Annotated in this window: 20 protein-coding genes; 5 read left to right on the top strand and 15 right to left on the bottom strand. The window is 75.4% G+C overall.

Annotated elements, in window-relative coordinates:
• Positions 1-51: 51 nt before the first annotated feature.
• Positions 52-1,491 carry a pyruvate kinase gene (gene pyk, locus ACRYM2_RS18820; protein WP_432523965.1) on the bottom strand — a complete coding sequence of 480 codons (1,440 nt, stop codon included), beginning with the start codon at positions 1,489-1,491 and terminating at the stop codon, positions 52-54.
• A 150-nt stretch (positions 1,492-1,641) separates the two neighbouring features.
• Between pyk and ACRYM2_RS18815 the strand changes: the two genes are divergently transcribed.
• Both ACRYM2_RS18815 and ACRYM2_RS18810 read left to right on the top strand, forming a co-directional pair.
• On the top strand, positions 1,642-2,028 hold the full coding sequence (locus tag ACRYM2_RS18815) for a hypothetical protein (RefSeq protein ID WP_432523964.1): 387 nt from the start codon (positions 1,642-1,644) through the stop codon (positions 2,026-2,028).
• A 92-nt stretch (positions 2,029-2,120) separates the two neighbouring features.
• A complete protein-coding gene (locus tag ACRYM2_RS18810) occupies positions 2,121-2,981 on the top strand; it encodes an FRG domain-containing protein (RefSeq protein WP_432523963.1) in 861 nt (286 codons plus the stop codon).
• A gap of 64 nt (positions 2,982-3,045) precedes the next feature.
• Here the strand turns inward: ACRYM2_RS18810 and ACRYM2_RS18805 are convergent, their stop codons facing one another.
• From ACRYM2_RS18805 to hisI, 10 genes are all read right to left on the bottom strand, one after another.
• Positions 3,046-4,506, bottom strand: a complete 1,461-nt coding sequence (locus tag ACRYM2_RS18805) for a glutamate synthase subunit beta (RefSeq protein ID WP_432523962.1) — start codon at positions 4,504-4,506, stop codon at positions 3,046-3,048.
• Positions 4,499-9,091 (bottom strand): glutamate synthase large subunit, encoded by a 4,593-nt coding sequence (gene gltB, locus ACRYM2_RS18800; protein WP_432523961.1) that lies wholly within the window; start codon positions 9,089-9,091, stop codon positions 4,499-4,501. Before gltB ends, ACRYM2_RS18805 begins: the two co-directional genes overlap by 8 nt.
• 224 nt (positions 9,092-9,315) lie before the next feature.
• Positions 9,316-10,308 carry a prolipoprotein diacylglyceryl transferase gene (lgt, locus tag ACRYM2_RS18795; protein WP_432523960.1) on the bottom strand — a complete coding sequence of 331 codons (993 nt, stop codon included), beginning with the start codon at positions 10,306-10,308 and terminating at the stop codon, positions 9,316-9,318.
• On the bottom strand, positions 10,305-11,162 hold the full coding sequence (locus tag ACRYM2_RS18790; RefSeq protein ID WP_432523959.1) for a DsbA family protein: 858 nt from the start codon (positions 11,160-11,162) through the stop codon (positions 10,305-10,307). The genes lgt and ACRYM2_RS18790 overlap by 4 nt, the downstream gene beginning before the upstream one ends.
• A 68-nt stretch (positions 11,163-11,230) precedes the next feature.
• Complete coding sequence (gene trpA / locus ACRYM2_RS18785; RefSeq protein ID WP_432523958.1) at positions 11,231-12,100, bottom strand: tryptophan synthase subunit alpha; 870 nt, start codon at positions 12,098-12,100, stop codon at positions 11,231-11,233.
• Positions 12,097-13,407, bottom strand: coding sequence for a tryptophan synthase subunit beta (trpB, locus tag ACRYM2_RS18780; RefSeq protein WP_432523957.1), 1,311 nt, complete (start codon positions 13,405-13,407; stop codon positions 12,097-12,099). The genes trpA and trpB overlap by 4 nt, the downstream gene beginning before the upstream one ends.
• Positions 13,404-14,228 carry an indole-3-glycerol phosphate synthase TrpC gene (trpC, locus tag ACRYM2_RS18775; protein WP_432523956.1) on the bottom strand — a complete coding sequence of 275 codons (825 nt, stop codon included), beginning with the start codon at positions 14,226-14,228 and terminating at the stop codon, positions 13,404-13,406. The genes trpB and trpC overlap by 4 nt, the downstream gene beginning before the upstream one ends.
• Positions 14,229-14,316: 88 nt before the next feature.
• Positions 14,317-14,613 carry an HGxxPAAW family protein gene (locus tag ACRYM2_RS18770; protein WP_432523955.1) on the bottom strand — a complete coding sequence of 99 codons (297 nt, stop codon included), beginning with the start codon at positions 14,611-14,613 and terminating at the stop codon, positions 14,317-14,319.
• 64 nt (positions 14,614-14,677) lie between these two features.
• Positions 14,678-15,352 carry a Trp biosynthesis-associated membrane protein gene (locus ACRYM2_RS18765; protein ID WP_432523954.1) on the bottom strand — a complete coding sequence of 225 codons (675 nt, stop codon included), beginning with the start codon at positions 15,350-15,352 and terminating at the stop codon, positions 14,678-14,680.
• Complete coding sequence (gene hisI, locus ACRYM2_RS18760; RefSeq protein WP_432523953.1) at positions 15,349-15,780, bottom strand: phosphoribosyl-AMP cyclohydrolase; 432 nt, start codon at positions 15,778-15,780, stop codon at positions 15,349-15,351. The genes ACRYM2_RS18765 and hisI overlap by 4 nt, the downstream gene beginning before the upstream one ends.
• Before the next feature lie 55 nt (positions 15,781-15,835).
• Here hisI and ACRYM2_RS18755 point away from each other — a divergent pair, with 55 nt between their 5' ends.
• Entirely contained in the window at positions 15,836-16,492 is a 657-nt protein-coding gene (locus tag ACRYM2_RS18755; RefSeq protein WP_432523952.1) for a TIGR03085 family metal-binding protein, read from the top strand.
• 40 nt (positions 16,493-16,532) lie between these two features.
• On the opposite strand, the gene hisF is transcribed toward ACRYM2_RS18755, so the two are convergent.
• A complete protein-coding gene (gene hisF / locus ACRYM2_RS18750) occupies positions 16,533-17,306 on the bottom strand; it encodes an imidazole glycerol phosphate synthase subunit HisF (RefSeq protein ID WP_432523951.1) in 774 nt (257 codons plus the stop codon).
• 68 nt (positions 17,307-17,374) lie between these two features.
• Here hisF and ACRYM2_RS18745 point away from each other — a divergent pair, with 68 nt between their 5' ends.
• Together ACRYM2_RS18745 and ACRYM2_RS18740 are read left to right on the top strand one after the other, a co-directional pair.
• Positions 17,375-18,649: a GNAT family N-acetyltransferase gene (locus ACRYM2_RS18745; RefSeq protein ID WP_432523950.1), complete on the top strand. Its 1,275-nt coding sequence runs from the start codon at positions 17,375-17,377 to the stop codon at positions 18,647-18,649.
• A 58-nt stretch (positions 18,650-18,707) separates the two neighbouring features.
• Positions 18,708-19,280, top strand: a complete 573-nt coding sequence (locus ACRYM2_RS18740; RefSeq protein WP_432523949.1) for a nucleoside/nucleotide kinase family protein — start codon at positions 18,708-18,710, stop codon at positions 19,278-19,280.
• 2 nt (positions 19,281-19,282) lie between these two features.
• Here the strand turns inward: ACRYM2_RS18740 and ACRYM2_RS18735 are convergent, their stop codons facing one another.
• The 3 genes from ACRYM2_RS18735 to ACRYM2_RS18725 are packed head-to-tail and all read right to left on the bottom strand — an operon-like array spanning position 19,283 to position 20,900.
• The gene (locus ACRYM2_RS18735) at positions 19,283-19,741 is read right to left on the bottom strand and encodes a PH domain-containing protein (protein ID WP_432523948.1); all 459 of its coding nucleotides are present in this window, start codon (positions 19,739-19,741) and stop codon (positions 19,283-19,285) included.
• Positions 19,738-20,583, bottom strand: a complete 846-nt coding sequence (gene hisG, locus ACRYM2_RS18730; RefSeq protein ID WP_432523947.1) for an ATP phosphoribosyltransferase — start codon at positions 20,581-20,583, stop codon at positions 19,738-19,740. Before hisG ends, ACRYM2_RS18735 begins: the two co-directional genes overlap by 4 nt.
• Positions 20,584-20,636: 53 nt before the next feature.
• Positions 20,637-20,900, bottom strand: coding sequence for a phosphoribosyl-ATP diphosphatase (locus ACRYM2_RS18725; protein ID WP_432523946.1), 264 nt, complete (start codon positions 20,898-20,900; stop codon positions 20,637-20,639).
• Positions 20,901-21,095: the final 195 nt, after the last annotated feature.

Raw genomic sequence — 21,095 nt, 5'->3', positions numbered from 1 at the left:
CCGCCCGAGAGGACCCTCGGGCGGCGGGCGCTCGCGCGTCGCGGCCGGTGCTCAGGCGTAGGCGCTGGAGACCCCGGAGGTCGCGTCGCCGATGCGGTGCACCCGCACGGCGTTGGTCGAGCCGATGATCCCCGGAGGGGCACCGGCGACGATGACCACGAGGTCGCCCTCGACGCAGCGGCCCATCTCCCGCAGCCGGGAGTCGACCTCCTTGACCATCTCGTCGGTGGTGCTGATGAACGCCGCGTACTGCGGCTCCACGCCCCACGACAGCGCCAGCCGGCGACGCGTGGTCTCCTCGGCGGTGAAGGCCACCAGCGGGATGCCCGAGCGCAGGCGGGACAACCGCCGCGCGGAGTCGCCGGACTGGGTGAAGGTCACCAGCAGCTTGGCGTCGAGCTGCTTGCCGATCTCGGCCGCGGCCAGCGTGATGGCGCCGCCCTTGGTGTGCGGGACCGTCCCGAGCGCCGCGATGCGGTCCGCGCCGTGGGTCTCGGTGTTCTCGATGATGCGGGCCATGGTGCGCACGGCCTCGTACGGGAAGGCCCCGACGCTCGTCTCGCCCGAGAGCATGAGGGCGTCGGCGCCGTCGAGGACGGCGTTGGCGCAGTCGGAGGCCTCCGCGCGGGTGGGCCGCGGGGCGCTGATCATCGACTCGAGCATCTGGGTGGCGACGATGACCGGCTTGGCCTGGCGGCGGGCCAGCTCGACGGCGCGCTTCTGGACGAGCGGGACCTCCTCCAGCGGCAGCTCCACGCCCAGGTCGCCGCGGGCGACCATGATGCCGTCGAAGGCCGCGACGACCTCGCGCAGGTTCTCGACGGCCTGCGGCTTCTCGACCTTGGCGATGATCGGGACGGTCACGCCCTCCTCGTCCATGATCCGGTGCACGTCGTCGGCGTCGGCGGCCGAGCGCACGAAGCTCAGGGCGACGAGGTCGACGCCCAGGCGCAGCGCGAAGCGCAGGTCCTCGACGTCCTTCTCGCTCAGCGCGGGCACGCTGACGGCGACCCCGGGCAGGTTGATGCCCTTGTTGTTGCTCACCGGGCCGGGCACGGTCACGCGCGTGGTCACGCGCGGCCCCTCGACGGCGGTGACCTCCAGGCCGACCTTGCCGTCGTCGATGAGGATCCGGTCGCCGACCGACACGTCGCCGGGCAGTCCCGCGTAGGTCGTCGAGCACACCTCCTTCGTGCCCACGACGTCCTCGGTGGTGATCGTGAAGACGTCACCGACCGCCAGGTCGTGCGGGCCGTCGGCGAACCTGCCGAGGCGGATCTTCGGCCCCTGCAGGTCGGCGAGGACGGCGACGGAGCGGCCGGTCGCCTCGGCCGCGGCCCGCACCCCCTCGAAGTTGGCCCGGTGGTCGTCGTGGGAGCCGTGGCTCAGGTTCATCCGGGCGACGTCCATCCCGGCGTCCACCAGGGACCGCAACCTCTCGGTACCGGCCACGGCCGGCCCCAGGGTGCAGACGATCTTCGCTCTGCGCATGGTCCGACCCTATGCCGCCCGCCGCCGCGCTCGCCGCCGGGGCGCGTCACCGGCGCGTGACGGGTTCGTGACGAGCGTGCGACGGGCACCCGTCCCCCGTCCGGGGGTGGCGACGGGCGCGCGCCCGGCCCGGCTGCGATGCTGTCCCGCGTGAACGACGAGAAGACCGAGGAGCAGCTCGACGCCCGCATCGACGAGGAGATCGACGGGCTCATCGAGGAGGGCATGGAGCACGAGTACGCGGTCTACGTGCGCCTGCACGAGGACGGCGAGTGGCCCGCGGGCGCGCTGGCCGGCCTCGTCGCCGACCTGCACTCCGCGCACCCGCGCGTCGAGGCCGTCGACGCCCCCGAGCACGACGTGGTCATCAGCGTCGACGGCGACGGCCTGGACGCCGAGGGCGCCGCCCAGCGCGCCCTGGAGCGCGTCACCGAGGCCGCCGCGGCCCGCGGGCTGTCCGGGCACGCCGCCGACGTGACCGTCATCAACGACAGCGCCGTGTGGAGCTACGACCGCGAGACCGTCGCCGGCTGGTGAGGTCGCCGGGCGGCGCGCGGCGCGGCCCGGGGGCAGGATGGGAGCACGGTCGAGACGGGGCCGCCCGTGCACCCCTCCCGGAGGACCTCCCGTTGCGCCCGCCCCACCAGCCCGACCCGCTGCAGCGTCCCGACCGGCCCGCGCTGCCGGTGGCCGCCGACGCGCCCACCGTCGTGCCCGGCAGCTGGGCGGAGCTGCACGACCTGCTCTTCACCGACCCCTGGCCGGAGCGGGCGGGGCGCTACCACGCCTCGATCGTCCACCGCGGGACGGCCGACGCCTCCTTCGCCCTGCTGACGTCGGTGCAGCGGCTGGGCAGCGCCGAGCGCGAGGGCGACCTGCTGCGCAACTTCCGCAAGTACTCGCGGATGCCGTTCAAGCGCCAGGACAGCGACTGGGAGTGGCTGACCCTGGCCCAGCACCACGGCCTGCCGACGCGCGTGCTGGACTGGACCTACTCCCCCCTGGTGGCGCTGCACTTCGCCACCGCCGACGTCGCCCGCCACGACGTCGACGGCGCCGTGTGGTCGGCCGACTTCGTGGCGGCCCACCGGCGGCTGCCCCCCGCGCTGCGCGAGGTGCTGGCGAGCTCGGGCGGGGCGCAGCTGACCGTGGACCAGCTCGGCGAGGTCGCCCCGGACCTGGCCGCCTTCGACGGCCTGCACGGCGATCCGTTCCTGGTCTTCTTCGAGCCGCCCTCGCTGGACGACCGGATCGTCAACCAGTACGCGAGCTTCTCGGTGCTCTCCTCGGCCGCCGAGCGCACCGACGAGTGGCTGGTGGCGGCCGAGCCGCCGATGGTGCGCCGCGTCGTCGTCAGCGCGCGGCTGAAGCCGCAGGTGCGCGAGCGGCTGGACCAGGCCAACATCACCGAGCGCGTGCTCTTCCCCGGCCTGGACGGGCTGAGCCAGTGGCTCACCCGGTACTACACGAGCCCGCCGCGCGCGCGCTGACCGGCTCGGGGCGGGTCGGCGGCACGTGCGGCGGGCTCGTGGGGCCCCGTGCGGGTCCGGGGCGTCAGGCGGTCAGCGGGACCGCGTCCGCCCGGATCGGCGAGGGCAGGGCGGTGTCGCCCATGAGGTACTCGTCGACGGCCGCGGCGCACGCCCGGCCCTCGGCGATCGCCCAGACGATGAGCGACTGCCCGCGGCCGGCGTCACCCGCGACGAAGACGCCCGGCGTGGACGTCGCGTAGCCGGCGGTGCGGCTGAAGCGGGTCCGCGCGTCCGGCGCCAGGCCCAGCTGGGAGACCAGGCCGCCCTGCTCGGGCCCGGTGAAGCCGATGGCCAACAGCACCATCTGCGCCGGCAGGTCCTGCTCGGTGCCCTCCACGGGCGTCCACACGCCGTCGACCTTGCGCACCTCGACGATGCGCAGCGCCTTCACGCGCCCGTGCTCGTCGCCGATGAACGCCTGCGTCGAGGCGGAGAAGCGCCGCTCGCCGCCCTCCTCGTGGGAGGAGGAGACGCTGAACACCTTCGGCATCGTCGGCCACGGCTCGCCCTCGGTGCGGTCGCCGGGGGCCTGGGGGTAGATGTCCAGCTGCGTCACCGAGCGCGCGCCCTGGCGCAGCGCGGTGCCGTGGCAGTCCGAGCCGGTGTCGCCGCCGCCGATGATCACGACGTCCAGACCGGCCGCGTCGAGGTAGTCCGCCGGGCGCTCCTCGCCGACCGCCACGCGGTTGGTCGGCGGCAGGTACCGCATCGCCTGGTGGATGCCCTCCAGCTGGCGGCCGGGCAGGTCGACGTCGCGCCACTGGGTCGCGCCGGTGGCCACCACGACGGCGTCGTAGCGGTCGCGCAGCTGCTCGCCGGTGATGTCGGTGCCGATGTCGACGCCCGGGCGGAAGCGGGTGCCCTCGGCCTCCATCTGCGCCAGGCGGCGGTCCAGGACCGAGCGCTCCATCTTGAACTCGGGGATGCCGTAGCGCATCAGCCCGCCGATCTTGTCGTCGCGCTCGTAGACGGCGACGGTGTGACCGGCGCGGGTCAGCTGCTGCGCGGCGGCCAGCCCGGCGGGGCCGGAGCCGACGACGGCGACCGTCTTGCCGGTCAGCCGCTCGGGCACGCGCGGTTCCAGCCAGCCGTTGTCGGCGGCGTTCTCCGCGATCATCACCTCGACCTGCTTGATCGTCACCGGCGGCTGGTTGATGCCGAGCACGCAGGCCGACTCGCACGGTGCCGGGCACAGCTTCCCCGTGAACTCGGGGAAGTTGTTCGTCGCGTGCAGGCGCTCGATGGCCTCGCGCATGTCACCGCGGTTGACCAGGTCGTTCCACTCGGGGATGAGGTTCCCCAGCGGGCAGGCGTTGTGGCAGAACGGGATGCCGCAGTCCATGCAGCGGCCCGCCTGGCGCTGCAGGGTCGCGAGGTCCTGCTTCTCGTAGACCTCGCGCCAGTCCATGAGCCGCAGCGGCACCGGGCGCCGCGGCGGCAGCTCGCGCTCGCGGACGGTGAGGAACCCGCGGGGATCAACCATGAGAAGCCTCCATGATGCGGGTCAGGACCGCTTCGGAGTCGGGGGCCAGGCCGTCGCTGACGGCCTTGGCCCGCACCTCCATGACGCGGCGGTAGTCCCGCGGGACGATCGTCGAGAACCGCTGCCGGGCGGCGCCCCAGTCGGAGAGCAGCCTGGCGGCGGTGGTGGAGTCGGTGTGCTCGCGGTGGGCCACGAGCAGGTCGTGCACGCGGGCCGCGGCCTCGTCGTCCATCGGCTGGACGTCGACCATGTCGCGGTTGACGCGGCTCTCCTTGAGGTCGAGCACGTGGGCGAAGCCGCCGGACATGCCCGCGGCCACGTTGCGCCCGACCCGTCCGAGGACGACGACCTCGCCGCCGGTCATGTACTCCAGCGCGTGGTCGCCGACGCCCTCGACGACGGCGGTGGCACCGGAGTTGCGCACGCAGAAGCGCTCCCCGACCTCGCCGCGCAGGAAGAGCGAACCGCTCGTCGCGCCGTAGCCGATGACGTTGCCCGCGACGATGTCGCGCTCGCGCGAGCCCGAGGCGCGGTCGGGGCGCACCACGACCGTGCCGCCGGACAGGCCCTTGCCGACGTAGTCGTTGGCGTCGCCGAACAGCCGCAGCGTGATGCCGCGGGGCAGGAAGGCGCCCAGCGACTGGCCGGCGGAGCCCGTGAACGTCACGTCGATCGTGCCCTCGGGCAGCCCCTGCTCGCCGTACCGCTTGGTCACCTCGTGGCCCAGCAGGGTGCCGACGGTGCGGTTGACGTTGCGCACGGGCAGCTCGATGCGCACCGGGGTGCCGTCGCGCAGCGCCCCGCTGGCCCGTTCCACGAGGACGTGGTCCAGCGCCTTCTCCAGGCCGTGGTCCTGCTCCTGCGAGCGGTGCAGCGTCGAGCCCTCCGGCGGCACCGGCGCGTGCAGGATCGGCGCCAGGTCCAGGCCGGAGGCCTTCCAGTGCGCGACCGCGCGGCGGGTGTCGAGGACCTCGACGTGGCCGACGGCCTCCTCGACCGAGCGGAAGCCCAGCGAGGCCAGCAGCTCGCGCACCTCCTGGGCGACGAACTCGAAGAAGTTGACGATGTACTCGGCCTTGCCGGTGAAGCGCGCCCGCAGCTCCGGGTTCTGGGTGGCCACCCCGACCGGGCAGGTGTCCAGCTGGCAGACCCGCATCATGATGCAGCCGGAGACGACCAGCGGAGCGGTCGCGAAGCCGAACTCCTCCGCCCCGAGCAGGGCGGCGATGACGACGTCGCGGCCGGTCTTGAACTGCCCGTCGACCTGGACGACGATCCGGTCGCGCAGCCCGTTGACGACGAGGGTCTGCTGGGTCTCGGCCAGGCCGAGCTCCCAGGGACCGCCGGCGTGCTTGAGGCTGGTCAGCGGGGCCGCGCCCGTCCCGCCGTCCGCACCGGAGATGAGCACGACGTCGGCCTTGGCCTTGGACACGCCCGTGGCGACCGTGCCGACCCCGACCTCGGAGACGAGCTTGACGTGGACCCGGGCGGCCGGGTTCGCGTTCTTGAGGTCGTGGATGAGCTGGGCGATGTCCTCGATGGAGTAGATGTCGTGGTGCGGCGGCGGCGAGATGAGCCCGACGCCGGGCGTGGAGTGCCGGGTCCTGGCGATGTTCGGGTAGACCTTGTGCCCGGGCAGCTGACCGCCCTCGCCGGGCTTGGCGCCCTGGGCGACCTTGATCTGCAGGTCGGTCGCCGAGGTGAGGTAGTTGCTCGTCACGCCGAAGCGGCCGGAGGCGATCTGCTTGACCCTGGAGGTGCGCTCCGGGTCGTAGAGGCGGTCGACGTCCTCGCCGCCCTCACCGGAGTTGGAGCGCCCGCCGAGGCGGTTCATGGCGACCGCGAGGACCTCGTGGGCCTCCTGGCTGATGGAGCCGTAGCTCATCGCCCCGGTGTTGAACCTCTTGACGATCTCGCTGACGGGCTCGACCTCGTCGAGCGGGACGGGCTCGCGCGCGCCCTTCTTCAGCTGCAGCAGGCCGCGCAGCGTCATGAGCCGCTCGGACTGCTCGTCCACCCGGGAGGTGTACTTGCGGAAGAGGGCCTCGTTGCGCTGGCGGGTGGAGTGCTGCAGCTGGAAGACCGTCTCGGGGTCGAACAGGTGCGGCTCGCCCTCGCGGCGCCACTGGTACTCCCCACCGGTCTCCAGCCGGCGGTGGGCGCGCTCCTGCCCCTCGAGGGGGTAGGCCAGGCGGTGGCGCTGGGCGACCTCCTCGGCGAGGACGTCGAGGCCGACGCCGCCCAGGCGGGAGGTGGTGGCGGTGAAGTACTCGTCGACGAGGGTCTGCGAGAGCCCCAGGGCCTCGAAGACCTGCGCGCCGCGGTAGGAGGCCACCGTCGAGATGCCCATCTTCGACATGACCTTCAGCACGCCCTTGCCGAGCGCCTTGATGAGGTTGCGCACCGCGGTCTGGGCGTCGACGTTGGTGATCACGCCGTTGCGGACGAGGTCCTCGACGGTCTCCATCGCCAGGTACGGGTTGATCGCGGCCGCGCCGTAGCCGATGAGCAGCGCGACGTGGTGCACCTCGCGCACGTCGCCGGCCTCCACGACCAGGCCGACCTGGGTGCGCAGCTTCTGGCGCACCAGGTGGTGGTGCACCGCGCTGGTGAGCAGCAGCGAGGGGATCGGCGCGAACTCGGCGTTGGAGTCGCGGTCGGAGAGCACGACGAAGACCGCGCCGTCGGCGATCGCGCGCGAGACCTCCGCGCGGATCTCCTCGATGCGCCGGGCCAGCTCCGCGCCGCCGCCGGCCACCCGGTACAGCCCCTTGACGGTGTGCGTCGTGCGGCCGGGGTTGCGGCGGTCCCTGTCGATGTGGACGATCTTGGCCAGCTCGTCGTTGTCGACGACCGGGAAGGGCAGCACCAGCTGGTGGCAGTGCGCCGGCGACTCGCCCAGGAAGTTCTGCTGCGGGCCGGCCGCGGTGATCAGCGAGGTGACGAGCTCCTCGCGGATGGCGTCCAGCGGCGGGTTGGTGACCTGCGCGAACAGCTGGGTGAAGTAGTCGAAGAGCAGCCGCGGGCGCTCCGAGAGCACCGCGAGGGGGGTGTCGGAGCCCATCGAGCCGATCGGCTCGGCCGCGGAGCGGGCCATCGGCGCCAGGATGAGCCGCAGCTCCTCCTCGGTGTAGCCGAAGGTCTGCTGGCGGCGGGTCACCGAGGCGTGGCTGTGCACGACGTGCTCGCGGGGCGGCAGGTCGCCCAGGTGCACGACCTTCTTGAGCCACTCGGCGTACGGCTGGGCGGCGGCCAGCTCGGCCTTGATCTCCTCGTCGTCGACGATGCGCCCGGCGGCGGTGTCGACGAGGAACATCTTGCCGGGGGCGACGCGTCCGCGGGTGACGATCGAGGCGGGGTCCAGGTCGAGCACGCCGGTCTCGGAGGCCAGCACGACCAGGCCGTCGTCGGTGACCCAGTAGCGCGAGGGGCGCAGGCCGTTGCGGTCCAGGACGCAGCCGACGAGGGTGCCGTCGGTGAAGGTCAGGTTGGCCGGCCCGTCCCAGGGCTCGGAGAACATCGAGTGGAACTCGTAGAAGGCCCGGCGGGCCGGGTCCATCTCGGTGTTGTTCTCCCACGCCTCGGGGATCATCATCAGCACCGCGTGCGGCAGCGAGCGCCCCGCCAGGTGCAGCAGCTCCAGGACCTCGTCGAAGGAGGCGGAGTCCGAGCCCTCGGTCGCGCAGACCGGGCCCAGGCGCTGCACGTCGCCGGGGATGAGCGGGGTGCTCATCGTCGACTCGCGCGCGGCGGTCCAGTTGCGGTTGCCCTTGACGGTGTTGATCTCGCCGTTGTGCGCGATGGTGCGGAAGGGGTGCGCCAGCGGCCAGCTCGGGAAGGTGTTGGTCGAGAAGCGGGAGTGGACCAGGCCGATCTCGCTGGTGAAGCGCCGGTCGGACAGGTCCGGGAAGAAGGGCTCCAGCTGACCGGTGGTGAGCATGCCCTTGTAGACGATGGTGCGCGCCGACAGCGACGGGAAGTACACGCCGAGCTCGCGCTCGGAGCGCTTGCGCAGCGCGTAGACGCGCCGGTCGAGGTCGATGCCGCTCTCCCCCGCCCGCCCGGCGACGAACAGCTGCGCGAAGAAGGGCATGCAGGCGCGCGCCTGCGCCCCCACGAGGTCGGCGGTCACCGGGACGTCGCGCCAGCCGAGGACGTCGACCCGCTCCTCGTGGGCGATCTCCTCGATGCGGCGCACGGCCTCGGCCCGCTGCTGCGGGTCCACGGGCAGGAAGGCGTTGCCGACGGCGTAGGCGCCGGCGGCGGGCAGCTCGATGCCCAGCTCCGCCGTGACGGCGCGCAGGAACTCGTCGGGGACCTGGGTGAGGATGCCGGCACCGTCACCGGTGTTCGTCTCGGCACCCACGGCGCCGCGGTGGTCCAGGTTGCGCAGCGCGGTCAGCGCGTGGTCGACGATGTCGTGGCCGGGCTCGCCGCGCATGGTGGCGACGAAGGCGACGCCGCAGGCGTCGTGCTCGGCGGCGCGGTCGTAGAGACCGGCGTCCGGCGGGAAGGACGTGAACGGCAGGGGCCGGACCGCCTGGGCCGGACGGGGTGTCTGGTGCGACGCGGGGGAATGCGACATGAAGTGCACCGTCCTCGCAGAGAGGTCCGAGGACCTCGGTGGACAGGGGGTCTCTCGACGGGTCTCTTCGAGCGTGTCGTCTCTCCGAGCCGGGTGGGCTGCTTCGAGACGAGGTGCGCACCTGGGAGGTGCACACCTCGAACGGGGGACGGCGCTGGCCCGCGTTCACCTCACTGTAACGCCCGTGACGCGGTGCTCAGGCGCACTCCGACGTCACCGGACGATCACGAATCCTGCGGGTCGCTCCCCGCTGAGGTGCGCCGCGCAGGGTCGATCACGGTCGGTTCACCGCCCTGCTGCGCGAGGTCCTCCGACGGGCTGGTGGCCGTCGGTGACCCCGAGGAGGGTACCCGCTCCAGCGGCTCGTCCCGACCGCGCTCGTCGCGGTGCCGGCGGCGCGAGCGCACCAGCGCCGCCAGGGCCAGCAGGAGGGCGACCCCGGCGACCCACTGGTTGACCCGCAGCGGACCGATCGTGTTGGCCTCGTCGACGCGCAGCGCCTCGAACACCGAGCGCCCCGCGGTGTAGAGGGCGACGTAGAGCCAGAAGGCCTGCCCGTGGACCAGCCGCCAGCGGCGGTCGGCCAGCACGACGGCGGCGGCCGCCAGCAGGCACCACAGCGACTCGTAGAGGAAGGTCGGGTGGAAGGTGCCCAGCACGACCGGCTGCCCGTCGGCGCCGGTGACGGCCTCGCCGGCCGCCGCGTCCCACGCGTGGACCGTCAGGGCCCACGGCAGGTCGGTGGCCCGCCCGTACAGCTCGTTGTTGAACCAGTTGCCCCAGCGCCCGAGGGCCTGGGCCACCAGCAGGCCCGGGGCCATCGCGTCGGCCAGCGGCGCCAGGCGGTAGCCCGCGCGCCGGCAGGCGATCCAGGCGCCGAGGGCGCCGCCGGCGACGGCGCCCCAGATGCCCAGGCCGCCCTCCCACAGGTACAGCGCGCGCACCGGCTCCCCGCCGGCGCCGAAGTACGCCTGCGGAGAGGTGACCACGTGGTACAGCCGGGCGCCGACGACGCCCAGCGGCACCGCCCACACCGCCGCGTCGAGGACGAAGTCCGGCCGGCCGCCCTTGGCCCGCCAGCGGCGCTCGGCGATGAGCACGCCGAGGACGATGCCGAGCACGATGCACAGCGCGTAGGCGCGCAGCGGCACCGGGCCCAGGTGCCAGACCGCCTGCGTCGGGCTGGGGATCGCCGTCGGGGCGGCCGCGCCGATCACGGGGCCGCCGTCGCGGCCGCGACCTGGTCGGCCAGGAAGCGCGCGCCGTCCGCGCCGAGCAGCTGGGCGATGCTGCCGTCGCCGCCCTGGCTGGGCTGGGAGATGTCCACGACCGTGCCGTCGGCCCTGGTCAGGCGCACGGTCGGGGTGCCGGCGACCTCCTGGGCGTCCATCGCGGCCTGCACGCGGCGCACGAAGCCGACGTACTCGTGGCTGTCCAGGGACGCCCGCCAGGCCTCGACGTCCGCGACGCCGGCGTCGTCGGCGAACTGCTGCAGCTCGTCGTCGGTGAAGCCGGCGCCCTCCCGCTCGGGCTGGTGGGCGAAGACCTGCTGGGTGTACTCGACGAACCTCCCCTGCGCGGCGGCGGCCGCGGCCCCCTCCGCGGCGCGCTCGGAGGCGTCGTTGCCCAGCCGGTCGTCGAGGAAGCTCAGCGTGTGGACGACGACCTCGGCCTTGCCCTCGGCCGCCAGCTGCGGGTAGACCGCGCCGCTGACCTCCTCGAACTGCTTGCAGACCGGGCACTGGTAGTCCAGCCAGATGTCCAGCCTCGGCGCGCCCGCGGCGGGGGTGCCGGGCAGCACGTAGCCGCCGTCGTCGGCGGTCACGCCCGGCGGGGTCGCGCCCTCGGTGGTCGTGGCGGCCTCGCGCTGGCGCTGGACGAGGACGACCACGGTGGCCACGAGCGCCAGGACGACGACCACGGCGAGCGTGAGGAGCACGACGCGGCGGCTGCGCTCACGGGCCGCCTCGCGCCGGCGCATCGCCGCCGCCCTGGCCTGGCGGGCCGCGCGCGCCTCCTCGGCCTCCGCCGCGCGGGCCGGGTTGCCACCGGGGCGCTTCTTGCTGCTCAACGTCTCTCCTCTGCGCGACTCGCCCCGTCCGGGGCCTGGTGGTCTCGGGCCGGGGACGGCGGTGCGCGTCAGCCGGCCGCGGCTCCCGAGCGGACGCCCTCGGCCAGCTGCTCGGCCAGCTCGGCGACCGCGCGCGCACCCGCGGCCGCGCCGTCGGCGTCCAGCAGCCGCTGGACGAACGCCGAGCCGACGATGACGCCGTCGGCGTAGCCGGCCACCTGCGCCGCCTGCTCCCGGGTGGAGACGCCGAGCCCGACGCACACCCGCTCGGCACCGGCCGCGCGGGTGCGGCGCACCAGCTCGCCGGCCCCCGCGCCCACGGTGGCACGCGTTCCTGTGACGCCCATCAACGAGGCCGCGTAGACGAAGCCGCGGCACGCGCCCGCGGTCATCGCCAGCCGGGCGTCGGTGGAGCTGGGGGCGACGAGGAAGACCCGCTCGAGGTCGTGGGCGTCGCTGGCGGCCAGCCAGGCGCCGGCCTCGTCGGGGATGAGGTCGGGCGTGATGAGCCCGGCCCCGCCCGCGGCGGCGAGGTCGGCCGCGAAGCGGTCCACGCCGTAGCGGTCCACCGGCGGCCAGTACGTCATGACGAGCACGGCGGCGCCCGTGGCCGCGACCTCCTCGACGGCGCGCAGCACGTCGGCCGGGCGGGTGCGCGCGGCCAGGGCCGCGTCGACGGCGCGCTGGATCGTCGCGCCGTCCATCGTGGGGTCGGAGTACGGCAGGCCGAGCTCGACGACGTCCGCCCCGCCGGCGACGGCGGCCTTGGCGGCCGCGATCGAGGCGTCGACGTCGGGGAAGCCGACGGGCAGGTACGCCACGAGGGCGGCGCGGCCCTCGGCCTTGGCGCGGTCGACCGCGGCGGCCGCGGTGGACCGCCGGCCGGACGCGGTGCCCGACGCGGTGCCGGACGTGGTGCTGGTCACGGAGCTGCTCACCAACCCGATCCTTCGGTGTCCTCGGGCGCGTCCGCGACGCGCCGCGCCTCCGACGCCACGAGGTCGGCGTCGCTGACCAGCCCGAACCAGCGGGCGGCGGTGTCGACGTCCTTGTCGCCGCGCCCGGACAGGCTCACCAGCAGCACGGCGTCCGGGCCGAGCTCGCGGCCCAGCTGCAGGGCGCCGGCGAGGGCGTGCGAGCTCTCGATGGCCGGGATGATGCCCTCGGTGCGGCACAGCAGCTTGAAGGCGTCCATCGCCTGCGCGTCGGTGATCGGGTGGTAGCTGGCCCGGCCGGTGTCGGCGAGCCAGGCGTGCTCGGGGCCGACCCCGGGGTAGTCCAGGCCGGCGGAGATCGAGTGCGACTCCACCGTCTGCCCGTCCTCGTCCTGCAGCACGAACTGGCGGGCGCCCTGGAAGACGCCCGTCCCCCCGCCGGTGATGGAGGCCGCGTGGCGGCCGGTCTCCACCCCGTCGCCGCCCGCCTCGTAGCCGTGCAGGGCCACCGAGGGGTCGTCGAGGAAGGCGTGGAAGATGCCGATCGCGTTCGAGCCGCCGCCCACGCACGCCAGGACCGCGTCCGGTAGCCGGCCCACGATCTCCTGCACCTGGGCGCGGGCCTCCACGCCCACGACGCGCTGCAGGTCGCGCACCAGGACCGGGAAGGGGTGCGGGCCGGCGACGGTGCCGAAGACGTAGTGCGTGGTGTCCACCGAGGCCACCCAGTCGCGGAAGGCCTCGTTGACGGCGTCCTTGAGGGTGCGGCTGCCGGCCGTGACGGGCACGACCTCGGCACCCAGCAGCCGCATCCGGGCGACGTTGAGCGCCTGGCGGCGGGTGTCCTCCTCGCCCATGTAGACCGTGCACTCCAGGCCCATGAGCGCGGCGGCCGTCGCGGTCGCCACGCCGTGCTGGCCCGCGCCCGTCTCGGCGATGACCCGCCGCTTGCCCATGCGCCGCGTGAGCAGCGCCTGGCCGAGCACGTTGTTGATCTTGTGCGAGCCGGTGTGGTTGAGGTCCTCGCGCTTGAGCAGCAGGCGGGCGCCGCCGGCGTGGGCGGCGAAGCGCGGCACCTCGGTGATGATGCTGGGGCGCCCCGAGTACGTGCGGTGCAGCTCCGCGAGCTCGGCGAGGAAGCCCTCGTCGGCCATCGCGGCCGCGTGCGCCGCGGCGATCTCGTCGAGGGCGGCCACGAGCGCCTCGGGCACGAAGCGGCCGCCGAAGCGGCCGAAGTACGGGCCGCGCTCGGCGCTGAAGGAGCGCGCGGGCGCGGGGGCGTCGCCGGTCGGGAGGGCCTCGGTGCTCACGGGCGCACCGCCTGCACGGCCGGGTGGGCGCCCGCGGCGACGAGGTCGGCCACGGCGCGGCGCGGGTCCTCGCCGCGCACGAGGGTCTCCCCCACCAGCACGGCGTCGGCACCGGCGCGGGCGAACTCGACGACGTCGCGCGGGCCCTGCACGCCGGACTCGGCGACCTTGACGACGGTCTCCGGCAGCAGCGGGGCGAGGTCGGCGAAGGTGCTGTTGCGCACCTCCAGCGTCTTGAGGTCGCGGTTGTTCACCCCGACGACGCGGGCGTCGGCGTCGAGGGCGCGGGCGACCTCCTCGGCGGTGTGGACCTCCACGAGGGCGGTCATGCCCAGGGAGTGGGTGCGTTCGATGAGGGACACGAGGGCTTCCTGCTCGAGGGCGGCGACGATGAGGAGGACGACGTCGGCGCCCCAGGCGCGCGCCTCCCACAGCTGGTAGGAGTCCACGACGAAGTCCTTGCGCAGGACGGGGACGTCGACCGCGCAGCGCACGGCGCGCAGGTCGTCGAGGCTGCCGCCGAAGCGCCGCTGCTCGGTGAGGACGCTGATGACGCTGGCCCCGCCGAGCTCGTACTGGGCGGCCAGGGCGGCCGGGTCCGGGATCTGCGCGAGCGCCCCCTTGGAGGGGCTGCGGCGCTTGACCTCGGCGATGACCTTGACGCCGCGCTGCTCGGCGTCGCGGGGCTTCAGCAGGCCCTGGGCGTCCTTGGCGGGCACCTGCCGGTACGCCCGCTCCTTGAGCTCGTCGAGGGTGGTCAGCGCCTTGCGCTGCGCCATGTCCTCGCGGACGCCGGCCAGGATGTCGTCGAGGACCGTCACGGTGATGAGGGTAGACCCGGCCGGGGACCGCGGGTGCGCGCGTCCCCGGCCCGGCGGCGCACCCGGGCGGGGGCGGCCGCCGGCGGCCTCAGTGGCGGGGGCGGCCGACACCGACGGCGCGGCCGTCGGCGGTCTTGACGCCGTAGCCGGCCTTGGCCAGCACGGCGGCCACGACGAGCGAGGCGAGGATGATCGCGCTGCCGACGATGCCCCACACCAGACTGGTGCCCACGACGGCCAGGGACAGCACCAGGAAGCCCACCAGGCACACGCCGACCCCGGCCCAGGCGGCGACGCTGTGACCGTGGCCGTGCTCGTCGACGATGTCCGCACCGTCGACGCCGCGGCGCTCCGGGCTGGTCGACGGCGTCTGCTGGCTGCTCACGGGAGGCTCCTCGGGGATCGCGGGACGTGCTGCTCCCACCGTACCGGCGGGCGCGGCGCGCGGCTCAGCGCACCGGGCCCGCGGGGCCCGCCGCCCCGGTCGGGCCCGGCGGGTCGGTCGGGCCGGTCGGGTCGGTCGGGTCGGTCGGGTCGTCGCCGTGCGTGAGGGAGTCCCACGCGGCGGCCGGGTCCTGGGCCACCTGCGGGGCGGGGGGCGCGCCCCGCACCCCGGCGCGGGTGGCGCCGCGCTCGTAGCGCGAGCCCGCCGGGGCCTGCTGCCAGCGCCGCGAGCGGACCAGCACCCCCGCGCCCGCCAGGGCCAGCACGCCGCCGCCGGCCGCCGAGACCAGCGGCCAGGGGCGCACCCGCACCTCCTCGCCGACCTGCACCTCGGTGCGGCCGCTGGCGGCGCGCGCCGGAGCGGCCAGCGCCGCCTGCGGGGAGGTCGCGACGGCGGCGCTGGAGAGCGCCACGCCCACCCCGGCGACCAGGAGCACCGCGGCCGCCAGCGCACGGGCCACCCGGCGCCCGAGGGCGCCCGCGACGACCGCGGCGAGGCCGACGAGCGCGAGCGCGGTGGCCACCGGGGCGGCCGAGCGGCCGTCGGCGACGACGCGGGCGGTGCCCGTCGCGGTCTGCACCGCCCCGCTCACCCACGTCGGGGCGCCGGCCGCGAGCGCCACGACGGCGCCGGCCGCGCCGGCCAGCAGCAGGGGGCCGCGGTCGCGGGCGGCGCTCACGCGCCCTCGCCGACGCCGACGACGGCGGGCAGCCGGTCGGCGTCGAAGCAGGTGCGCTCACCGGTGTGGCAGGCGGCGCCGACCTGGTCGACCTCCAGCAGCAGCGCGTCGCCGTCGCAGTCCAGCGCGACGGACTTGACCCACTGCACGTGCCCGGAGGTGTCGCCCTTGCGCCACAGCTGCCGCCGGCTGCGCGAGTAGTAGGTCGCCCGGCCGGTGCTCAGGGTCAGCGCCAGCGCCTCGTCGTCCATCCAGGCCACCATGAGGACCTCGCGGGTGTCGTGCTGCTGGACCACGGCGCAGACCAGGCCCGCGGGGTCGCGCTTGAGCCGGGCGGCGAGGGCCGGGTCCAGCGCGGGGCGCTCGGCGGGGGCGGTCCCGGTGGGGGCGGTCTCGGCGGGCACGGTCTCGGCGGGCACGCGGTGCATGGTCTCACCGGTGGTGGGGCGGTGGCCGCACCCGCCCCGTGGCACGATCACCGCCATGGCCCCCGTCACCGATGCCCGCCGCGAACGCGAGGGGCTGTGCGACACCGCCCTCGCCGTCGGCCCCGACGCACCGACGCTGTGCCGGGGCTGGGACGTGCGCGACCTGCTCGTGCACCTGCTCGTGCGCGACTCGCGCCCCGACGTCGCCCTCGGGTCGGCGGTGCCGCCGCTGCGCGGGCGCAGCGAGCTGGTGCTCTCGCGGCTGCGCGAGCAGCCGTTCACCCAGCTCGTGGAGGGGGTGCGCAGCGGGCCGCGCGGGCCGCTGCGCCTGAGCGGGGTGGACGAGCTGGTCAACCGCGCCGAGTTCTTCGTCCACCACGAGGACATCCGCCGCGCCCAGGACGACTGGCGGCCGCGGCGGCTGCCCGGCGCGGAGACGCACGCGCTGTGGCGCACCGTGCGGCTCATGGGCCGGGTGGCCTACCGCCAGGCCGGCACGGGCGTCGTGCTCGTCACCCCGGACGGCCCGCGGGCGGTGGTGCGCAGCGCCGAGGTCGCGGTGAGCCTGACCGGTGAACCCGGTGACCTGCTGCTGCACGCCTTCGGCCGCCGCTCGCGCGCCCGCGTCGAGGTGGGCGGGCAGCCCGCCGCGGTGCAGCGCTTCCTGGACCGCTACCCGGCGGACGACGACCCGCTGGGCGAACCCGGCTGACCGGGACGGCGGCGGGAGCGCCCGGCGGGGGCACCGGTGCTCAGCGGACGACGGCTCCGTGGGCCCGCAGCGCGTCCTTGACCTCGCCGATCGCCAGCTGGCCGAAGTGGAAGACGCTGGCGGCCAGCACCGCGTCCGCGCCCGCCGCCACGGCCGGCGGGAAGTGCTCGGCGGCACCCGCGCCCCCGCTGGCGATGAGCGGCACGCCCACCCGGGCGCGCACCTGCGCGAGCATGTCGAGGTCGAAGCCCGCCTTGGTGCCGTCGGCGTCCATGGAGTTCAGCAGGATCTCCCCCGCCCCCAGCAGCGCGGCGCGCTCGGCCCACTCGACCGCGTCGATGCCGGTCCCCCGCCGCCCGCCGTGGGTGGTCACCTCGAAGCCGGACGCCGTCGTCGGCTCCCCCGGCAGCGTGCGCCGCGCGTCGACCGAGAGCACCAGCACCTGCGCGCCGAAGCGCCCGGCGATCTCGGTGATGAGCTCGGGGCGGGCGATGGCCGCGGTGTTGACGCCGACCTTGTCGGCACCCGCGCGCAGCAGCTTCTCCACGTCCGCCACCGAGCGCACCCCGCCACCGACGGTCAGCGGGATGAACACCTGCTCGGCGGTGCGCCGCACGACGTCGTACGTCGTCTCGCGCGAGCCCGAGGAGGCGGTGACGTCGAGGAAGGTCAGCTCGTCGGCGCCCTCGGCGTCGTAGCGGCGGGCCAGCTCGACCGGGTCGCCCGCGTCCCGCAGGTCGGTGAAGTTGACGCCCTTGACGACGCGGCCCGCGTCGACGTCCAGGCAGGGGATCACGCGCACTGCGACCGTCACGCCCGCAGGGTATCCGGCCCGCCCGCCCGCCTGGCCCGCCCGCCTCGCCGTGTGACAGGGTCCTGCCGGTGAGCACCGACGTGGCCCTGCGCGAGATCGACCCCGCCGACAGCACCGCCGCCGGGGAGTTCTTCGCCGTCTCGCGCGCCGGCTTCCTGGAGGCGCGCCCCGACGAGCGGGCGCGGCGCGCCTACGGCGAGCGCGTCGCCGGGCACCGGCTGCTGAGCGCGCAGGCCGGAGGCCGCGTCGTCGGAACGTTCCGCTCCTTCGCCAGCGAGGTCACCCTCCCGGGCGCCGGGCCGGTGCCGGTGAACGCCGTCTCCACCGTGACCGTGCTGCCCACCCACCGCCGCCGCGGCGTGCTGTCGCGCATGATGGCCGACGACCTCGCGCGCGCCCGCGAGCGCGAGCACGCCTTCTCGGTGCTCATCGCGATGGAGGCCCCGATCTACGGCCGCTTCGGCTTCGGCGCCGCGACCCGCTCCACGCGCTGGGTCGTCGACGCCGACCGCGCCGCCTTCCGCCCGGACGCCCCCGGCGGCCCCGCCGGCGGCGGCTCGCTGGAGGTCCTGGACCCGGCCGACGCGCGCGAGGACTGCGCCGCCGTCCACGACGCCGCGCGCCGCGCCCGCCCCGGCGGGCTGGAGCGCACGGCGCGCTGGTGGGCCGAGCGCACGGCCGCCGAGGGGCCCGCGGCGCTCGGCGCGGGCGCCCGGGTGGTGCTGCACCGCGACGCGGACGGCGTCGCCGACGGCTACGCCTGCTACGAGACCACCGAGTCGTGGACCGGGCGGGTCTCCCGCTCCAGCGCGACCGTGAGCGACCTGAGCGCCACCTCGCCGGCCGCCTACCGCGACCTGTGGGAGTTCGTCACCTCCATCGACCTCGTGCGCTCGGTCTCCGCGCCCGACCGGCCGGCCGACGAGCTGCTGCCGCACCTGCTCACCGACCCCCGGGCCGCGCAGGACGGTCCCGTCGACGACTTCCTGTGGCTGCGGGTGCTGGACGTGCCCGGCGCGCTGGCCGCCCGCCGCTACCTGGGCAGCGGCACCCTCGTGCTGCGCGTGCTGGACCCGGCGGGCCTGGCCGACGCCACCGTGCGCCTGCACGTGGGCGCCGACCGCTGCGCGAGCGACGGCTGGACCTGCGCGGAGGTCACCACCACGGACGCCGAGCCCGACGTGCACCTCACCGTCGGCGACCTCGGTTCCCTGCTGCTCGGCGGCACCTCCCCGGTGGCGCTGCGCGCGGCCGGCCGGCTGCAGGCGAGCGCCGCGGACGCCCACCGGCTGCAGGCGCTGCTGGCGACGCCGGAGTCGCCGTGGTGCCCGACGTGGTTCTGAGCGCGGGCGGGCGCTCCTGAGCGCGCGGCCCCCGGCCGGGCCGCTGAGCACCCCGCAGGTGGTCGGCGCGCTCGCGGCGGTACTCGCCGCCGCCCCGGCACCGGCGGCCGGGCCGCGGGTGCTGGCCGTCGACGGCCGCTCCGGCAGCGGCAAGACGGGGCTGGCGGCGGCGCTGGCGGACGCCCTGGCGGCGCCCGTGGTGCACCTGGACGACCTCTACCCCGGCTGGGAGGGGCTGGCGGCCGCCGTGGAGCTGCTGCGCGGGGTCCTGGCCGGCCTGCGCAGCGGGCGGCCCGCCCGGCACCCGGTCTGGGACTGGGCCGCGGGCGCGTACCGCGGCGCGGTGCAGCTGCCGACCACGGGCGTCGTCGTCGTCGAGGGCGTGGGGGCGGGCTGCGCCGCGGCCGTGGAGGTGCTGGTCTGGCTGGAGGCCGAGACCGGGGTGCGCCGGCGGCGGGCGCTCGCCCGCGACGGCGAGGTGTTCGCCGCGCACTGGGACTCCTGGGCCGCGCAGGAGGAGCGGCTCTTCGCCGCCCACGACGTGCGCGCCCGGGCGGACGTCGTGCTGCGCCCGGGCGAGGTCGACGCAGGCCCCGGTGCCGGGCCGGTGCGCTGGACGCGCGTGCGCTGAGCTCAGGCGGCCGGTGCGCGGCCGGTGCGGTCCTGGACCATGCGGGCCAGCCGCCGCGCCTCGCGGTGGGCGAACTCCCCGTCGGCGCGCTGGACGGCCATCACCGGCACGTTGTCGCCGTCGTCGGTGTCCAGGGTCAGCCACGGGTCGGCGCCGCCGAAGCGCACGGCGACGACGGCGCCCCAGTCGACGCGGCGGGTGAAGACGACGTTGCGCACGACGAGGGCGTCGGCCGTCGGCAGCGCCCGCACGCTCACCAGCCGCACGAGCACGCCGGAGACGAGCGCGGTGAAGACCAGCGCCGAGACCGTGTCGATCCCGGTCCAGCCGGAGTCCGGCGAGCGCGAGAGCAGGACGGAGACGACGAGCATCACCAGGAGCAGCAGGGCCGCGCAGACCAGGCCGACGACCCGGGCCCGCCGGGGCCGGAAGGGCGCCTCGGGCCCGGGGGCGTCGCTCACAGCCGGCAGGCGTGGATGCTCGTCACGAGGATCGCGCGGGCACCCACCTCGTAGAGGTCGTCCATGACCTGGTTGGTCACCGAGCGCTTGACCATGGCCCGCACCGCGACCCAGTCGGGGTTCGCCATGGGCGAGACGGTCGGCGACTCCAGGCCGGGCGTGATGGCGCAGGCCCGCTCGACGAGGTGCTTGGGGCAGTCGTAGTCGACCATCACGTACTGGCGGGCGACGAGGACGCCCTGCAGCCGTCGCACGAGGACGTCGACGGCGGGGTCGGCGTCGGCCCCGGCGCTGCGCACGAGCACGGCCTCCGAGGTCATGACCGGCTCGCCGAACACCTCCAGGCCGGCGGCGCGCAGCGTGGTGCCCGTCTCGACGACGTCGGCGACGACGTCGGCGATGCCGAGGGCGATGGCGGTCTCCACGGCCCCGTCGAGGTGGACGATGTCCGCGGTGACGCCGTGGTCGGCCAGGTGCTCGGCGAGCAGCCCCGAGTAGCTGGTGGCGATGCGGCGGCCCTCGAGGTCGCCCACCGAGGTGGCCGTGCCGGGACGGCCGGCGAAGCGGAAGGTGCTGCGGGCGAAGCCCAGCGGGAGGATCTCGTCGGCGGGGGCGCGCGAGTCCAGCAGCAGGTCGCGGCCGGTGACGCCGACGTCCAGGGTGCCCGAGCCGACGTAGAGCGCGATGTCGCGCGGGCGCAGGAAGACGAACTGCGCGGAGTTGTCGGGGTCGTCGAGGATGAGCTCCTTGGCCTCGCGGCGCTGGTTGTAGCCGGCCTCGCGCAGCATGGCGCTGGCCGCCTCGGACAGCGAGCCCTTGTTGGGGACGGCGATGCGCAGCACGGGGGTCTCCTGGGGTCCGGCGCGGGAGGGGCTCGGGGGGTGGCTCGGGGAGCTCAGAGGTGGGCGTAGACGTCGTCGAGCGTCAGCCCGCGCGCGATCATCAGCACCTGCAGGTGGTAGAGCAGCTGCGAGATCTCCTCGGCGGTGCGCTCGCCGGACTCGTGCTCGGCGGCCATCCACACCTCGGCCGCCTCCTCGACGACCTTCTTGCCGATGGCGTGCACCCCGGCGTCCAGCTCGGCCACCGTGCCCGACCCCGCGGGGCGGGTCCGCGCCTTGTCCGTCAGCTCGGCGAACAGGGCGTCGAAGGTCTTCACGTGCAGGGAGTCTAGGCGCTGCGCGCCCCTCCCCCGCGCCCGCCCCTCGCCCCGCGCGGGGGCGGGGCGAGCGCGGGGGGGGCCCACCGGGGGGGCGCCCCGCCCCCCCGCCCGCGTCCCGGCCGAGTCGCGGACCAGCACCTCGCCGGTGCCGGCGGTCTTGACGGAGTCAGCCATGGACCTGCCTTCCAGTTC

Origin of the sequence: Kineococcus aridisoli (assembly GCF_050871885.1) — a bacterium.
Lineage (GTDB): Bacteria > Actinomycetota > Actinomycetes > Actinomycetales > Kineococcaceae > Kineococcus.
This window is presented reverse-complemented; position numbering and strand designations above follow the sequence as displayed.

What these genes read in the sequence shown, in the direction of transcription:
- pyk (WP_432523965.1), bottom strand. Translation starts at nt 1,491, where the DNA reads ATGCGCAGAGCGAAGATCGTCTGCACCCTGGGGCCGGCCGTGGCCGGT.
- ACRYM2_RS18805 (WP_432523962.1), bottom strand. Translation starts at nt 4,506, where the DNA reads ATGGTTGATCCCCGCGGGTTCCTCACCGTCCGCGAGCGCGAGCTGCCG.
- gltB (WP_432523961.1), bottom strand. Translation starts at nt 9,091, where the DNA reads ATGTCGCATTCCCCCGCGTCGCACCAGACACCCCGTCCGGCCCAGGCG.
- hisI (WP_432523953.1), bottom strand. Translation starts at nt 15,780, where the DNA reads ATGCACCGCGTGCCCGCCGAGACCGTGCCCGCCGAGACCGCCCCCACC.
- ACRYM2_RS18755 (WP_432523952.1), top strand. Translation starts at nt 15,836, where the DNA reads ATGGCCCCCGTCACCGATGCCCGCCGCGAACGCGAGGGGCTGTGCGAC.